The sequence below is a fragment of the Deltaproteobacteria bacterium genome (genome assembly GCA_035063765.1).
Lineage (GTDB): Bacteria > Myxococcota_A > UBA9160 > UBA9160 > PR03 > CAADGG01.
On the sequence record JAPSFT010000002.1, the window covers coordinates 89,230 to 104,102 of the forward strand.

General features: G+C 74.6%; 13 protein-coding genes and 1 pseudogene. 10 read left to right on the forward strand and 4 right to left on the reverse strand.

Features of this window, described 5'->3' with window-relative positions; translation table 11 throughout:
- The first annotated feature begins 509 nt into the window (after positions 1-509).
- The gene (locus OZ948_01665) at positions 510-881 is read left to right on the forward strand and encodes a kelch repeat-containing protein (protein ID MEB2343429.1); all 372 of its coding nucleotides are present in this window, start codon (positions 510-512) and stop codon (positions 879-881) included.
- Positions 882-930: 49 nt separating this feature from the next.
- Here the strand turns inward: OZ948_01665 and OZ948_01670 are convergent, their stop codons facing one another.
- A complete protein-coding gene (locus OZ948_01670) occupies positions 931-1,314 on the reverse strand; it encodes a type II toxin-antitoxin system RelE/ParE family toxin (protein ID MEB2343430.1) in 384 nt (127 codons plus the stop codon).
- A 195-nt stretch (positions 1,315-1,509) separates the two neighbouring features.
- On the opposite strand from OZ948_01670, the gene OZ948_01675 reads away from it, so the two are divergent.
- Entirely contained in the window at positions 1,510-2,478 is a 969-nt protein-coding gene (locus OZ948_01675; GenBank protein MEB2343431.1) for an SUMF1/EgtB/PvdO family nonheme iron enzyme, read from the forward strand.
- A 215-nt stretch (positions 2,479-2,693) separates the two neighbouring features.
- Here the strand turns inward: OZ948_01675 and OZ948_01680 are convergent.
- Both OZ948_01680 and OZ948_01685 read right to left on the reverse strand, forming a co-directional pair.
- Positions 2,694-2,941, reverse strand: a pseudogene (locus OZ948_01680) (type II toxin-antitoxin system HicA family toxin).
- A complete protein-coding gene (locus OZ948_01685) occupies positions 2,938-3,144 on the reverse strand; it encodes a 2-oxoisovalerate dehydrogenase (GenBank protein MEB2343432.1) in 207 nt (68 codons plus the stop codon). The pseudogene OZ948_01680 and the gene OZ948_01685 overlap by 4 nt, the downstream one beginning before the upstream one ends.
- Positions 3,145-3,917: 773 nt before the next feature.
- Between OZ948_01685 and OZ948_01690 the strand changes: the two genes are divergently transcribed.
- From OZ948_01690 to OZ948_01700, 3 genes are read left to right on the forward strand one after another with little or no spacing between them, the layout of a single operon-like run.
- On the forward strand, positions 3,918-4,775 hold the full coding sequence (locus OZ948_01690) for a tetratricopeptide repeat protein (GenBank protein MEB2343433.1): 858 nt from the start codon (positions 3,918-3,920) through the stop codon (positions 4,773-4,775).
- A 55-nt stretch (positions 4,776-4,830) separates the two neighbouring features.
- Positions 4,831-5,757: a diguanylate cyclase gene (locus tag OZ948_01695; protein ID MEB2343434.1), complete on the forward strand. Its 927-nt coding sequence runs from the start codon at positions 4,831-4,833 to the stop codon at positions 5,755-5,757.
- A gap of 59 nt (positions 5,758-5,816) precedes the next feature.
- Positions 5,817-6,122, forward strand: a complete 306-nt coding sequence (locus OZ948_01700) for a hypothetical protein (protein ID MEB2343435.1) — start codon at positions 5,817-5,819, stop codon at positions 6,120-6,122.
- A 6-nt stretch (positions 6,123-6,128) separates the two neighbouring features.
- Here OZ948_01700 and OZ948_01705 read toward each other — a convergent pair whose 3' ends face one another.
- Entirely contained in the window at positions 6,129-7,523 is a 1,395-nt protein-coding gene (locus tag OZ948_01705; protein ID MEB2343436.1) for a replication-associated recombination protein A, read from the reverse strand.
- 106 nt (positions 7,524-7,629) lie between these two features.
- Between OZ948_01705 and OZ948_01710 the strand changes: the two genes are divergently transcribed.
- From OZ948_01710 to argJ, 5 genes are all read left to right on the forward strand, one after another.
- Positions 7,630-8,490, forward strand: coding sequence for an NAD(+)/NADH kinase (locus OZ948_01710; GenBank protein ID MEB2343437.1), 861 nt, complete (start codon positions 7,630-7,632; stop codon positions 8,488-8,490).
- Complete coding sequence (recN, locus tag OZ948_01715; GenBank protein ID MEB2343438.1) at positions 8,487-10,259, forward strand: DNA repair protein RecN; 1,773 nt, start codon at positions 8,487-8,489, stop codon at positions 10,257-10,259. Before OZ948_01710 ends, recN begins: the two co-directional genes overlap by 4 nt.
- 34 nt (positions 10,260-10,293) lie before the next feature.
- Positions 10,294-10,686: an FHA domain-containing protein gene (locus OZ948_01720; protein MEB2343439.1), complete on the forward strand. Its 393-nt coding sequence runs from the start codon at positions 10,294-10,296 to the stop codon at positions 10,684-10,686.
- Between the two features lie 129 nt (positions 10,687-10,815).
- Positions 10,816-13,617: a preprotein translocase subunit SecA gene (secA, locus tag OZ948_01725; GenBank protein MEB2343440.1), complete on the forward strand. Its 2,802-nt coding sequence runs from the start codon at positions 10,816-10,818 to the stop codon at positions 13,615-13,617.
- A 25-nt stretch (positions 13,618-13,642) separates the two neighbouring features.
- Positions 13,643-14,836 carry a bifunctional glutamate N-acetyltransferase/amino-acid acetyltransferase ArgJ gene (gene argJ / locus OZ948_01730; protein ID MEB2343441.1) on the forward strand — a complete coding sequence of 398 codons (1,194 nt, stop codon included), beginning with the start codon at positions 13,643-13,645 and terminating at the stop codon, positions 14,834-14,836.
- The last annotated feature ends 37 nt before the right edge of the window (positions 14,837-14,873 follow it).

The following is a 14,873-nucleotide window of genomic DNA, read 5'->3' on the forward strand; positions in this document are numbered from 1 at the left end:
GTCGAGCAGATCCATTGGGGCGGCCGCGGTGGCCGGGCGGATGGCTCTGGGTCCCATTCGAACCCAGGAAGGGATCTTGGGGTCCGCCCGACGTTGCGCTCAAGACGCCCAGCAAGAAGCCGGGGGTCCCAGCGTGGGAGTGGCCATGGAAGACGAGCGGGCCGAGCTGGTCCCGTCATACCCCCACGCTTGCAACGTCTCCTCGCGGCACCGTCTACATCACTGGAGGCCTCGCCAGACCCTACCGGAGGGCTTCCGCCCGCCCCCGTGTACATGAGTCCGTTGAGATCTGGAATGCTCGTGACAACTCGTGGCGGGAGCTCTCGCCTATGCGGGAGGCCCGCTTTCTTCATGCAGCTGCGATCGATCGAAGCGGCCGGCTCTTCGTCTTCGGGGGCTCTGCAGCCGATCCGAGCACGATGCAGGAGAAGGGAGAATCGGCCGAATCGTTTCGCCGGCGCGCCGATGAGAACGCCACCGCGGCGAACGCTTCCCTAGCCTCCGTCGAGATGTATGACCCCAAGACCAACACCTGGAGCGCGCGGGCGTCGCTTCCCACGCCGCGCCAGGCCATGGGCGCCGACCTCGGCGCCGACGGGCGGATCTACGTGGTCGGCGGGGCCCCCTCCTATGCGCACCCGCGTCCGATGGCCGTGGTCGAGATCTACGACCCCGTGACCGATACCTGGGAGACCGGGCCCTCGATGAACTACGCGCGGCGTGGCCACGCGGTCGTGGCGACGCCGGACGGCAAGATCTACGCCATCGGGGGCTTCGTGGGCCGGAGGCAGCGCACTCTACGCGAGCAGCTCGCGGGGGACTTCGTGGATCCGGCGCTCGGGGCGACCGTCGAGGTATTGGACACGAGCAAGGCGAGATGACCAACGCCTAGAAGGCGGGCAACGGCGGTTGACTGGCATCGCGTTGGTGTCATACGCCGAGGACCAGAATGGTTTCTGGCCGATCATCTCCGGAGCGGATCAAGGGGCCTGGATCCGCACCGGATCCCCATTTCGCCGCGTCCGCCAGCCCGTCGATCCGATCCTCCCTCACGACGTAGAAGACGCCGCAGGGGAAGCGCTGGAGCGAGGCTCGCCGCACCCGCCTCTGCACTTCGGGGTGCGCTTCGGGATGCCGCGCCATGCGCGCGAAGCACGCCCTCGCGGAGCGCAAGAACGCCTCCCCGAGGCCAGGTCGCTGCGCCTCGTACCAGCCGAAGGCCTCGTCGAGATCGACCTCGGCGCGCGGTCGGACCGCCAGCGGGAACGGCTCGCGCTCACACCCGGCAGCGATGCGGTCCCGGAGTTCCTCCACGAGCTCCAGCCGCTCGCTGGGGGCGCGGAAGGCTCGGACGTGTGTCGCGCGCTTCCGTTCGCGTGGGGGCTACGTGAAAAAGCGTTCGTTGCGCAGGTTTCTCTTGCCCCCCAGGGGGGGTAGGGGTATAAGCACACCGCTCGGCCGCGCTCCCGCGGCCGCTCCTGGGAAGGGGACTGGCAGATGCGGCCTCGTGTGTCGTTCTTGCGCTCGCTCTTCGTGCTGGCTGGCGTGGCGCTCCTCGCGACTCCGGCCTCGGCGGTGACGATCGACTGGGTGACGGTGGGGGATCCGGGCAATGCCGCGGACACCGCCACGAACTGTTACGCAGCCAATTGCGGCTCGGTCGCGTACTCGTACCAGATTTCGAAGTACGAGGTCACCAATGCGCAGTATGCGGAGTTCCTGAACGCGAAGGCCGCGTCGGATCCGCTGGCGCTCTACAGCACCGCCATGGCGGGGACCTATGGCGGCATCACCCGGAGCGGCTCCCCGGGCAGCTACACGTACGCGGTGAAGCCCGGCTTCGCGGACAAGCCGGTGAACTGGGTGTCGTTCTACGACAGCCTGCGCTTCACGAACTGGCTGAACAACGGCCAGGGGAGCGCGGACACGGAGACCGGCGCGTACACGCTCCTCGGCGGGACGCCGGTGCCGAGCAATGGCCTCACCGTGACGCGCAACCTGGGCGCGAACATCTTCCTGCCGAGCGAGAACGAGTGGTACAAGGCAGCGTACTACGACGGGCTCTCGGCGACGTACTTCGACTACCCGGCCGGGACGAACACGCAGACGGTGTGCGCGGCGCCCGGGGCGACGCCGAACACCGCGAACTGTTACTACGCCATTGCCAACGTGACGGACGTGGGCGCCTACACGGGCTCGGCGAGCCCGTACGGGACGTTCGACCAGGGTGGGAACGTCTGGGAGTGGAACGAGCAGATCGTGAGCGGCTCGGACCGGGGCATCCGGGGCGGGGGCTGGAGCGTCGACGCCGGCAACCTCGCCGCGTCGTCCCCGAACCACGCCAGCCCGCCCCTCGGGAGCGGCAGCCTCGGGTTTCGTGTCGCGAGTCTCGTTCCCGAGCCCGGGACGAGCCTGCTCGTGATGATCGGACTCGCGGGACTGGCCGCGCGGCAGGAGCGCCGCAAGCGGACCCTCTGATCTCTGGGCCTTGGACCCTTGTCCGGGGCCGCGCGGCCATAGCCGCGCGGCCCGCGCCTCGGGGGGAGCGCGCACATGGCTCGCGCCAGCGATCCGCCGGTGCTGCTCGTCAAGTGGTACGACCTCGCGAAGTGGCTGCTCGAGCGGGTCGAGCAGTTCCCGATCTGCTGAAGGGCCAGCGGCCGATGCCGCGCGGGGGGCGGCGGCGGGCTCGGTCAGCGCTGCGCGAAGAGCTGTTCCGCGATCGCTTCGCGCGTCGTGCCGGCGTGCCGGGCGACCTCGGCGAGGACGGCGGCCAGGGTGCCCACGCGCAGCGTGTCGTGGTTCGGGATGGTGAGGTGGTGCTCGCCACCCGTGTGCGTGGTGAGGCGGAGGGGACTCCCGTCTGTCGCGTGACCTCGTAGCCGAGGCGCCGTAGCGAGCGGGCGAGGGCCGGGCCCGAGAGGTCCCGGGGCAGCCTCATGCCGGGAGCACTTCCTCGCGGACGAAGTGCAGGCGGATCAGGGCGGGTGCAGTGGCCTCCTCGAAGTGACACCGCACGGCATCGCGAACCCGCTCGTGCAGCGCCTCCAGCGTGTCCGCTTCCGTGAAGATGGCGGCGCCGAGCGCCCGCGCGGTGAAGCCGCCCTCGGGCGCCTCCTCGACGAGGAAGAGGATCTCGTTCATGGTGGCCGGGAAGATAGCTCGATCCCGCGCACGCTCGCGCCTTCCTTCGGCAGTCTGCGGACGGCGGCTCCAGGCGCCGGGTCGCGCAGCCGGAGCGGCTGGATCCACACGGGATCCACGACGCGCCGTGACGAAACCCCAGCGATGCTTCGCCGTCATCCTCCGGGTTCGAGTCCCGTCCGCCCGGATCCCTGCGTCGTAGCTGCAGCCGGCTCTGGCGCGAGTCCGTGGGAGCGGAACGAGCAGATCGTGAGCGGCGGCTCGTGCCGGGGCATCCGGGGCGGGAGCTGGCTCGACTTCGCCGGGGGCAGCGCAGCGCAGACCTCGACCACGAGGCTGACAGCATTGCTGTCAGCGCGCGATCCGCTGGGCCCATGGCCAACGAGACCCGGATGACCGTCCGCCTCGATCCAACTCCACTTGGCAGCACAGGGCGACGTGTGCCCGCGCGCCGGCAAACGCAGCACCGTACGGGCCGCCGCGCCTTCGAGGCGCTCGCCACCCACCCGCCCACCGCCACGATACCCCTCACGACCGCCGCCACCACCCGCAACAACCCCCTTGCAACGCTCACCCGGCAGTCGGTGAGAAATCCGGGCTAGGGCCGCCTCGCGTGGCGAACGCCGTGGACGTGCCTCCGGAAGGACCGGGCGAACCACGAGCCGGCGCGCGGGCCTCTCCGCTCTTCGTGCGGCACTCTCTGGCTCGCCCCGGACTCCCACCGGGGCTTGCAGGCGCCGGGCGACGAGCGCGGGACGATGGGCGGCGGGACGATGAGCGACTGGATCCGGGACGTCGGCGATGCGGACTTCGAGCGGGAGGTGCTCGAGCGCTCGGACGAGTTGCCGGTCGTGGTGGACTTCTGGGCACCCTGGTGCGGGCCCTGCCGCACGCTCGGGCCGATCCTCGAGCGGCTCGCCGAGGAGCACGCGGGCGGCTTCGTGCTCGCGCGCGTCAACGTGGACGAGGCCCCGGGCCTCGCGCAGGCCTTCCAGGTCCGCAGCATCCCGGCCGTGAAGGCGATCCGCGGGCGGGCGCTCGCGGGCGCCTTCGAGGGCGCCCAGCCCGAGAGCGTGGTGCGCCGCTTCGTCGAGTCGATCCTGCCGAGCGAGGCGGACCGCAAGGCCGCTGCGGGCGACGAGCGGGCGGCCGCGGGCGATCCCGCCGGCGCCGAGGCGGCCTGGCAGGAGGCGCTCGCCCTCGACCCGCGCCAGGCGCGGGCGCTCCTCGGCCTCGGGCGGCTGCGCGGCGAGGCGGGCGACGCCGAGGGGGCGCTCGCGCTGCTCGAGCGGATCGGCCCCGGGACCCGCTGGTCGGAGGAGGCCGACCGGATCGCCGCCGTGCTGCGTACCCGGGTCGGGGGCGAGGGCGGCGACGAGGACGAGCTGCGCCGGCGGATCGAGGCCGATCCGGGAGCCCCGGCCCCCCGGCTGGCCCTCGGCCGGCTGCTGGCCGCCCGCGGCCGGCACCAGGAGGCGCTGGGCACCCTCCTCGAGGCGGTGCGCCGCGATCCGGCCTACGAGGACGGCGCGGCCCGCCTCGCGATGCTCGACCTCTTCACCGCCCTGGGGCCGGAGCATCCGCTCACCCAGGAGTACCGGCAGGCCCTGGCCCGGACCCTCTTCCGCTAGCCCGTCTCGAGTCGGCCCGCCGTCCGGCCGAAAGCGCCGAGCGGGGGAGGCCGGCTTGACCTCGATCCTGATCATCGACGACTCGACCGCCGCGCGCGACGAGCTGCGCCGCGCGCTCGAGGCCGCGGGCCGCTACGGGCAGGTGCTCTCCGCGCGCGACGGGATCGAGGGCCTGCGCGTGCTCCTGGCGGAGCCGGTCGACGCGGTGATCTGCGATCTCGAGATGCCGGGCCTCGACGGCGAGAAGCTCCTCGCGGCGCAGCGCGCGCGCAGCGGGGGCGAGGAGATGCCCTTCCTGTTCCTGACCGCGCAGCGCGATCCCGAGCGGATGGCGCGGCTCCTGCGCGCGGGCGCCTGCGACATCGTGCAGAAGCCCTTCTACGCGGCCGAGCTCCTCGCGCGCCTCGACCTCCACCTGCGGCTGCGCCGGCTCCAGGCCGAGCTGCGCGAGAAGAACGCGACGCTGGCCCGGCTCTCGACCACGGATCCGGTGACCGGGCTCCGCAACCGCCGCTACGCCACCGAGTTCCTGGCGCTCGAGGTGCTGCGCGCAGTCCGGTACCACACGCCGCTGGCCGTCCTGCTCCTCGACCTCGACCACTTCAAGCGCGTCAACGACACGCACGGGCACCGCGTCGGCGACGCGGTGCTGCAGGTGGTCGCCGACACCCTGCGCGCGACGCTGCGCTCCACCGACGTCGCCGGGCGCTACGGCGGCGAGGAGTTCCTGGTCGTGCTGCCGCAGACCGAGCGTGCCGGCGCCGTCGCGCTCGCCGAGCGCGTGCGCGCGGCGATCGAGGAGACCGCGATCGACGTGGGCGGCCCGGCGCCGGTGTCGGTGACGGTCAGCATCGGCGTGGCGGCGCTCGACGAGCGCACGGGCAGCGCCGAGCAGCTCGTCGAGCGCGCCGACGGCGCGCTCTACGCGGCGAAGGACGCCGGCCGCAACCGGGTCGCCGACGGGGCGCCGCGCCGGGCTTGACAGCCGAGCGCGGGGCGCGGTAGACCCAGCCGCCGGTGCAACGGGGGGCGCGAGAGCCGATGGTGGAGCCGACACAGCACGATCCCGAGCGCGCGGACGAGGCGCGCGCGGGCGAAGCGCACGAGGACGTGGAGTACGAGGACGAGGAGCCGCGCAACCCCTTCGACAGCCCCTGGTTCCTGCCGCTGATGCTCGGCGCCTTCGCGCTCTGGTGCGGCTACGACGGCTTCGTGAGCGACCAGTACCTGGACCGCCCGAACACGCTCTGGTTCAACCGGATCACCTTCCTGGTGCTCGGCGCGGTGGCGGTCTGGCTCGGCCTCCGCGCCCGCCGCGAGGGGCAGGCCGGCCCGGGCGAGGCGTAGGCGCGCCTACCCGCCTTCGCGCGCGCGGCGCGCGCGCCAGCCCGCGAGCCGCCGGGCGATGGCCTCCTCGGCGCCCACCTCCTTCGGCTCGTAGAAGCACGCCCCGAGGAGCGGCGCGGGCAGGTTGGGGTCGGCGACGAAGCCATCGGGCGCGTCGTGCGGGTAGCGGTAGTCGCGCCCGTGGCCGAGCGCGCGCAGCAGGGCGGTCGGGGCGTTGCGCAGGTGGAGCGGGACGGGCAGGGTGCCGTGCTCGCGCGCTGCCGCGAGCGCCGCCTCGCCCCCGCGGTACGCGGCGTTGCTCTTCGGCGCGCAGGCGAGGAAGGTGATCGCCTGGGCCAGGGGGATACGCGCCTCGGGCATCCCGATCCGCTCGATCGCCTGCTGCGCCGCCACCGCGAGCGGCAGCGCCGCCGGCTCGGCGTTGCCGACGTCCTCGGAGGCGAAGATCACGAGCCGGCGGGCCACGAAGCGCGGATCCTCGCCGGCCTCGAGCAGGCGCGCCCCCCAGTAGAGCGCCGCGTCCGGGTCGCTCGCGCGCAGGCTCTTGATGAAGGCCGACACCACGTCGTAGTGCGCGTCGCGATCGCGGTCGTGGCGGAGCAGGCGGCGGCCGGCGGCCTCGCGCACGGCCGCGAGGTCGAGGCGGCCGCTGCGCCCCGGCGCGAGGCTCACGGCCGCCTCGAGGAGCCCGAGGCCGCGGCGCGCGTCGCCGTCGGCGAGCGCCGCGAGGGCCCCGAGCGCCTCGGCGTCGGCCTCGATGCCGGCCGCGCCGAGCCCGCGCTCCGGGTCGGCCAGCGCGCGGCGCAGGAGCCCCTCGATCTCGCCGCTCGCGAGCGGCCGCAACACGAAGACGCGACAGCGCGAGAGCAGGGGGCCGATCACCTCGAAGGAGGGGTTCTCGGTGGTGGCGCCGACGAGGGTCACGGTCCCGTGCTCGACGTGCGGCAGGAGGGCGTCCTGCTGGGCGCGGTTGAAGCGGTGGATCTCGTCGAGGAAGAGGAGCGTGCGGCGGCCCGCGCGGGCGTCGCGGGCGGCCTGCTCGACGACGGCGCGCACCTCCTTGACACCCGCGGTCACCGCCGAGAGCGCGACGAAGCGGTGGCGGGCCGGATCGCCCGCGAGCAGCCGCGCGAGCGTCGTCTTGCCGCAGCCGGGCGGGCCCCAGAGGAGGAGCGAGGGCAGGGCGCCCGCCTCGGCGAGCGCGCGCAGCGGCGCGCCGGGGCCCACGAGCTCGTCCTGCCCCACCACCTCGTCGAGCGTGCGCGGGCGCATCCGGTCGGCGAGGGGAGGCGGCGGCGCCGTCGCGCCGCGCGCGGGCGCGGAGCCGTCCTCGCCCGCCCGCCCGGGCGCGGCGGGCGCCGGAGGGAAGAGCGCGAGCGACTCGTCGTCGCGGGCCGGCATGGGCGGAGCGTCGCCTCCCGGCCGGCGATGCGCTACCTCCGGAGCGGCCCGCCCCGCCGCCTCCGGACGCAGACGCCTGACGACGAACCTCCGCGAGGATCCCTCCGTGGCCGGCACCCGGATCGAGACCGTCGGCGTCGCGATCAAGCCCGGCGTCCCGCGCGCCGAGGCCGCTGCCCGCGAGCTCGCGAAGTGGCTGGCGCCGCGCGGGGTGACGGCGCTCTTCGGCCCGGCCGCCGCGGCCGCCGTGGGCGCGCCCGCCTGCAGCCTGGCGGAGCTGGCCCGGCGCGCCGATCTGCTGGTCGTCCTGGGCGGCGACGGGACGCTGCTCTCGATGGCGCGCGCGGCCGAGGCGCGCGCGGTCCCGATCCTCGGCATCAACCTCGGCACGCTCGGCTTCCTGGCCGAGGTGTCGGTGGACGAGATGGAGCCGGCCCTGGCGCGTGCGCTCGCCGGGGAGATGCGCGTCGAGCGGCGCCTGCGGCTCACGGTCGAGCACCTGCGCGAAGACCGCGTCGTCGGGCGCTGGCTCGCGCTCAACGACGCGGTCGTGGCCGCCTCGCTGGCGCGGCTGATCGAGATCGAGACCCGCGCCGACGGCCAGCTCGTCACCACCTATCACGCCGACGGCCTGATCGTGGCGACCCCCACCGGCTCGACGGCCTACTCGCTCTCCGCGGGCGGGCCGATCCTGCTGCCCGGGCTCGGCGCCTTCGTGCTGACCCCGATCTGCGCGCACACGCTGAGCCAGCGGCCGCTGGTCGTCCCGGATGCCGCCGTGCTCGAGATCGCGCCCCGCGTGGGCGCGCCCGCGCGCCTCACGGTGGACGGGCAGGAGGGCGTCGAGCTGGCCCCGGGCGACCGCGTGCGGGTCGAGCGCTCCGAGCACCCGCTGCTCCTGCTGGTGTCGCCCGAGCGCAGCCGCTTCGACGTGCTGCGCGCGAAGCTGCGCTGGGGGGAGCGGTGATCGAGCGGCTGCGGATCCGGGACCTCGCGATCGTCGAGGCGGCCGAGATCGCCTTCGGGCCCGGCCTGAACGCGCTCACCGGCGAGACCGGCGCGGGCAAGTCGATCGTGCTCGGCGCGCTCGCGCTCCTGGCCGGCGCGCGCGCCGACGCCCGCGCGGTGCGCGAGGGCGCCGAGGAGGCCCTGGTCGAGGCGGTCTTCCGCACCGACCGCGCCCCCGCGCTCGGGGCGGCGCTGCGCGAGCGCGGGCTCGAGGCCGAGGACGGCGAGCTGATCGTCGCGCGCAGCGTCTCGCGCACCGGGCGCAGCCGGGCGAGCGTCGCGGGCCGTCTCGTTCCGGTGTCGGTCCTCGCCGAGCTCTTCGGGGAGCGGCTCGAGATCTCGAGCCAGCACGAGTCCCAGCGCCTGCGCCGGCCCGAGAGCCACGGCCTCCTGCTCGACGCCTTCGGCGGGCTCCTGGCCGAGCGCAGCGCCCTCACGCGCGGCTACGAGGCCCTGCGCGCGCTGCGCGCCGAGCACGCGGCGCTCGAGGCCGGCGAGGCCGAGCGCGCGCGCCGGCGCGACTTCCTGGCCTTCCAGGTCGGCGAGATCGACGCCGCCGGGCTCGCGCCCGGGGAGCTCGACGCGCTCGGGGCCGAGCACGTGCGGCTCGCCCACGCCGAGGAGCTGCGCGCCGCCGCGGCCGCGGCGGCCGCGGGCCTGGCGGGGGACACCGGAGGTGGCGACGCGCCGGCGGCGCTCGATCTCGTCGCCGCGGCGGCGGCCGGGCTCGAGGGCGCGGCCGGCTTCGATCCGCGCCTCGGCGTGCTCGCCGAGCGCGCGCGCGGCGCCCACGCCGAGCTGGCCGACCTCGCGCGCGAGGTCGAGCGCTACGCCGACGCGGTCGAGGTCGATCCCGGGCGGCGGGCCGAGCTCGAGGAGCGGCTCGCCACGCTCGAGCGGCTGCGCCGCAAGTACGGGCGCGACGAGGCCGAGATCCTGGCCCGGCGCGAGGCGCTCGGCGCCGAGCTCGCGGCGGCCGAGGGCGGCGACGCGCGCGAGGCCGCGCTCGCGACCGAGCTGCGGGCGGCGCACGACGCGCTGGCCGCGCAGGCGGCCGCGCTGGGCCGCGGGCGGGCGGCCGCGGCGGCGCGGCTCGCGCGCGACGTCGAGCAGCGCCTGCGCCGGCTCGAGATGCCGGACGCGCGCGTCGAGGTGGCGCTGCTCCCGGTCGCAGCCGGCGAGGGGCTCCCGTGCGGGCCCACCGGCGCCGAGCAGGCGGAGCTCCGGCTCTCGGCCAACCGCGGGGAGGCGCCGCGCGCGCTGCGCCAGATCGCCTCGGGCGGCGAGCTCTCGCGCGTCTTCCTCGCGATCCAGGGCGCCCTGCGCCGCACCGAGGGCGGCATGGTGCTGGTCTTCGACGAGGTCGACGCCGGGATCGGCGGCCGCACCGCGGAGCGCGTCGGGCAGGCGCTCGCCGAGCTCGCGAGCGAGCACCAGGTGCTCTGCATCACCCACCTGCCGCAGGTGGCCGCGCTCGCGGCGACGCAGCTCCGTGTCGTCAAGGAGGTGCGCGGCGGGCGCACGGTGGCCGCCGTCGAGGCGCTCGACGCCGGGGCCCGCGTGGAGGAGCTGGCGCGGATGGCGGGCGGGGCGCGTGTCACCGAGGCCACCCGCCAGCACGCCCGCGAGCTGCTGCGCGCGCAGCCCCCGGGAGCGCCCGCGAGCGACCGGGAGCCCGGCACGCCGGGCCGGCGCCCGCGCGGCGCGCCCCCGCCGTCCCCGCGGTAAAGCCTCGCGCCCGGCCGTCCGATCCGCTTGCTCGATGCAGGAGGGTGAGGGCCGGGCGATGGAGGAGGGCGAGCCGCTTCTCGAGCGCAGCGTCGGCCGCCCGGTGCCGGCCGGCGCCTACGTGCGGGTGCTCGGCGGCTTCTACGAGGGCCTCGAGCTCCCGATCGACCGCGAGTGGCTGGTGCTCGGCCGCGGCCGTAGCGCCGAGATGATGCTGGCCGAGCCGACGCTCTCGCGCGCGCACGCGGCGGTCGGCTACGACGGCGGCGGCTTCTTCGTGCAGGACCTGCGCAGCACGAACGGGACGCTCGTGAACGGCGAGCGCCGCGAGCGGGCGGGGCTCCGCGACGGGGACGAGATCCAGATCGGCCGCCTGCACCTGCTCGTGCGCCTGCCCGGCTTCGCGACGGCGGGCGAAGCCCCCTGAATCGCGGGCGCGGGCGGCGCGTCTCGCTGGCGGGACGATGACTTCCGGTGCCCGATGCGGTTTGCCCACCCCAGGGGGGTGCATTAGCCTGTCGCGCATCCCGCCCCCGGAGACGCCGTCCGGCCATCCATGCTCCAGTCCGCACTCCGCAAGGTCTTCGGGACCAAGAACGACCGCGAGCTGAAGCGGATCGTGCCGCTCGTCGAGCGCGCGAACCAGCTCGAGAAGACCGTCGTCGGGCTCTCGGACGCGGCGCTCGCGGCCCGCACCGCCGGCTTCCGCGAGCGGCTCGCCAACGGCGAGGCGCTCGACGCGCTCCTGCCCGAGGCCTTCGCGACCGTGCGCGAGGCGGCCCGCCGCACGCTCGGCCAGCGCCACTACGACGTCCAGCTGATCGGCGGCGTGGCGCTCCACGAGGGCCGGATCGCCGAGATGAAGACCGGCGAGGGCAAGACGCTGGTCGCGACGCTGCCCGCCTACCTGAACGCGCTCACCGGCCGCGGCGTGCACATCGTCACCGTGAACGACTACCTGGCCCGGCGCGACGCCGAGTGGATGGGCCAGGTGCACCGCTTCCTCGGCCTCCACGTCGGCGTGATCGTCCACGACCTCTCGGACAGCGAGCGCCAGGCCGCCTACGGGGCCGACATCACCTACGGCACCAACAACGAGTACGGCTTCGACTACCTGCGCGACAACATGAAGCGCGCGCTCCAGTACTGCGTACAGCGCGAGCTGCACTACGCGATCGTGGACGAGGTGGACTCGATCCTGATCGACGAGGCGCGCACGCCGCTGATCATCTCGGGCCCGTCGGAGGAGAACACCCAGGTCTACGCGATCGCCGACCGCGTGGTGCGCCAGCTCGTGGCCGGCACCAAGGGCGACGTCAACAAGGGCGTCGAGGAGACCGGCGAGTTCTGGTTCGACGAGAAGGACCACGTGGCGGCGCTCACCGAGCAGGGCGTGCACCGGGTCGAGCAGCTCCTGCGGATCGACAACCTCTACGACCCCGAGATGCTCCCGCTCAACCACGCGGTCCAGCAGGCGCTCTCCGCCCACGCGCTCAAGAAGATCGACGTCGACTACGTCGTGAAGCCGGGCGAGGACGGCAAGCCCGAGGTGGTGATCGTCGACGAGTTCACCGGCCGGCTGATGCCGGGCCGGCGCTGGTCCGACGGCCTGCACCAGGCGGTGGAGGCCAAGGAGGGCATCGCGGTCCGCAGCGAGAACCAGACCCTCGCCTCGATCACCTTCCAGAACTACTTCCGCATGTACGACAAGCTCTCGGGCATGACCGGCACCGCCGATACCGAGGCGCCCGAGTTCGCGAAGATCTACGACCTCGAGGTCCTCGTCATCCCGAGCAACCGGCCGCTGGTGCGCGACGACCTCGCCGACCTCATCTACAAGAGCAAGCGCGAGAAGTTCGACGCGGTGATCCAGGACATCCAGGAGCGCCATGCCAAGGGCCAGCCGGTCCTGGTCGGCACGATCGCGATCGAGACCTCCGAGATGTTCTCGGCCAAGCTCAAGCGCGCCGGCGTCCGGCACAACGTGTTGAACGCGAAGCACCACGAGCGCGAGGCCGAGATCGTCGCGCAGGCGGGCGCGAAGGGCGCCGTCACGATCTCGACCAACATGGCCGGCCGCGGCACCGACATCGTGCTCGGCGGCAACGCCGAGTACCTGGCGCTCGCCAAGTGCGGGCACGACCGCAACCACGCCGAGTTCGCGCACTGGCAGGCGCACTTCGAGAGCCTGTGCGCGGCCGAGCGCGAGGAGGTGGTGGGGGCCGGCGGCCTCCACATCATCGGCACCGAGCGGCACGAGAGCCGCCGCATCGACAACCAGCTGCGGGGCCGGTCGGGCCGCCAGGGCGACCCCGGCTCGACCCGCTTCTACCTTTCGCTCGAGGACGACCTGCTGCGCCTGTTCGGCTCCGAGCGGATCCAGGGCTGGATGGAGCGGCTCGGGCTCGAGGAGGGCGAGGCGATCGAGCACCGCTGGGTGACGCGCGCGATCGAGAACGCCCAGAAGAAGGTCGAGGCGCGCAACTTCGACGTCCGCAAGCACCTGCTCGAGTACGACGACGTGATGAACAAGCAGCGCCAGGCCTTCTACGGCCGGCGCCGCGTCGCGCTCGCGAGCGAGGAGGTGCACGACGAGGTCCTCGACATGGTCGAGGGCGTGCTGGTCGGGCAGCTCGGCGACCACTGGCCCGACAAGGGCGAGCCGGAGCCCGAGCAGGTGGCCGCGCTGGCCCGGCTCGTCGAGGCCCAGTACGGGGTGCCCTTCGACCCCGCGCAGGCGCCGTTCCGCAGGCCCGACGGCTCACTGCCCGAGCGCGAGGAGCTCGGCCGCGCGGTGCTCGACCGGCTGCTCGCGGCGCTCGCCGAGAAGGAGCAGCGCTGGGACGCGCTGCGCGCGCGCTACCCGCAGGTGGGCCTGATCAGCCACCGCCAGCTCGAGCGCGACGTGCTCCTGCGCACCCTCGACCGGCTCTGGAAGGACCACCTCTACGGGATGGACGCGCTGCGTGACGGCATCCGCTTCCGCGGCTACGCCCAGCGCGACCCGAAGGTCGAGTACGCGCGCGAGGGCTTCGAGCTCTTCGAGGAGATGAACCAGCGCATCGACACCCTGGTGACCGAGGAGGTCTTCAAGGTGTGGATCGACGAGGCGCGCCTCGAGCAGGCCGCCCGGACGGTCGCGGCGCCGGCGCCACCGGCACCGGCGGGCGCCGCGCTGTCGGCCGCGGCACCGGCGCCGGCCGGGCCCGCGCGCACCGGGCTCGGCTCGCCCCTCGCCGGCGATCGCGCGCGGGCGATGCCGACCGCCGGCAAGCCGGCGGCCGCCGCCAAGGTGGGCCGCAACGACCCGTGCCCGTGCGGGAGCGGCAAGAAGTTCAAGCGCTGCTGCGGAGCCTGAGGGCCGGCGCTATCCGTTGCCGCCCATGAAACCTTCCTGCGTCGTGCCGGGCTTCCGCGCGGCGGGCATCCGCTGCGGGATCAAGCGCCGCGGCCCCGACCTGATGCTGATCGCGAGCGAGGTGCCCGCCGCCGCCGCCGGCGTGTTCACGCGCTCGACGGTGGTGGGCGCGCCGGTGGCGCTGTCGCGCGAGCGGGTGCGGCGCGGGCGCGCGCACGCGGTCGTCGCGAACAGCGGCTGCTCGAACGTGGCGATGGGGGCGCGCGGGCTCGCCGACGCGCGGGCGATGAGCGCGGCGGCGGCGCGCGCGCTCGGCTGCGCGCCGGCCGAGGTGCTGGTCGCCTCGACGGGCGTGATCGGGCAGCCGCTGCCGCTCGCGCGGATCGAGCGCGGGCTCCCGCAGGCCGCGCGGGCGCTGCGTGCCGACGGCCTCCCGGACGCCGCGCGCGCCATCATGACGACCGACACGGTGCCCAAGCTCGCCGCCGTGCGCCTGCGCATCGACGGGCGGCCCGTCACCCTGGCCGGCATCGCCAAGGGCGCCGGCATGATCGAGCCCGACGTCGCCACCATGCTCTCCTTCCTGCTCACCGACGCCGCGGTCGCCCCCCCGCTGCTGCGGCGCCTGCTCCGGCGCGCGGCGAACCGGAGCTACAACCGGGTCACGATCGACGGCGAAGGCTCGACCAGCGACACCGTGCTGCTGCTCGCCAACGGGCGCGCCGGGAACCCGCTGCTGCGCGACCCGGCGAGCGCCGGCGCCGAGCGGCTGGCGGGCGCGCTCGGCGAGCTGTGCGAGGAGCTGGCCCGCGCGATCGCGCGCGACGGCGAGGGCGCGACCCGGCTCGTCACGGTGCGCATCACCGGCGCGCGCAGCGCGGCGGAGGCGGAGCGGGCCGCCAAGCGCGTAGCCAACTCGGTGCTCGTGAAGACCGCGCTCTTCGGCGGCGACCCGAACTGGGGCCGCATCCTCCAGACGATCGGCGCCGGCCGCATCGCGATCCGCCTCGCGCGGGCCGAGGTCCGGCTCGGCGGGGTGCCGGTGTTCCGCGCCGGCGCCTCCACGGGCCCCGCGGCACGGGCCCGGGCGGGGCGCGCGCTGCGCGCCCCGGAGGTCGATGTGGCGGTGGAGCTCGGCGCCGGCCGCCACGCCGCCACGGTCTGGACCTGCGACCTCTCCTACGACTACGTGCGCATCAACGCCGAGTACACCACCTGAGGCCAACCCTTCGATTTCGCCCGGGTTTGACGCTCGG

What these genes read in the sequence shown, in the direction of transcription:
- OZ948_01665 (MEB2343429.1), top strand. Translation starts at nt 510, where the DNA reads ATGTATGACCCCAAGACCAACACCTGGAGCGCGCGGGCGTCGCTTCCC.
- OZ948_01685 (MEB2343432.1), bottom strand. Translation starts at nt 3,144, where the DNA reads ATGAACGAGATCCTCTTCCTCGTCGAGGAGGCGCCCGAGGGCGGCTTC.
- OZ948_01690 (MEB2343433.1), top strand. Translation starts at nt 3,918, where the DNA reads ATGAGCGACTGGATCCGGGACGTCGGCGATGCGGACTTCGAGCGGGAG.
- OZ948_01700 (MEB2343435.1), top strand. Translation starts at nt 5,817, where the DNA reads ATGGTGGAGCCGACACAGCACGATCCCGAGCGCGCGGACGAGGCGCGC.
- OZ948_01705 (MEB2343436.1), bottom strand. Translation starts at nt 7,523, where the DNA reads ATGCCGGCCCGCGACGACGAGTCGCTCGCGCTCTTCCCTCCGGCGCCC.
- OZ948_01720 (MEB2343439.1), top strand. Translation starts at nt 10,294, where the DNA reads ATGCAGGAGGGTGAGGGCCGGGCGATGGAGGAGGGCGAGCCGCTTCTC.
- secA (MEB2343440.1), top strand. Translation starts at nt 10,816, where the DNA reads ATGCTCCAGTCCGCACTCCGCAAGGTCTTCGGGACCAAGAACGACCGC.
- argJ (MEB2343441.1), top strand. Translation starts at nt 13,643, where the DNA reads ATGAAACCTTCCTGCGTCGTGCCGGGCTTCCGCGCGGCGGGCATCCGC.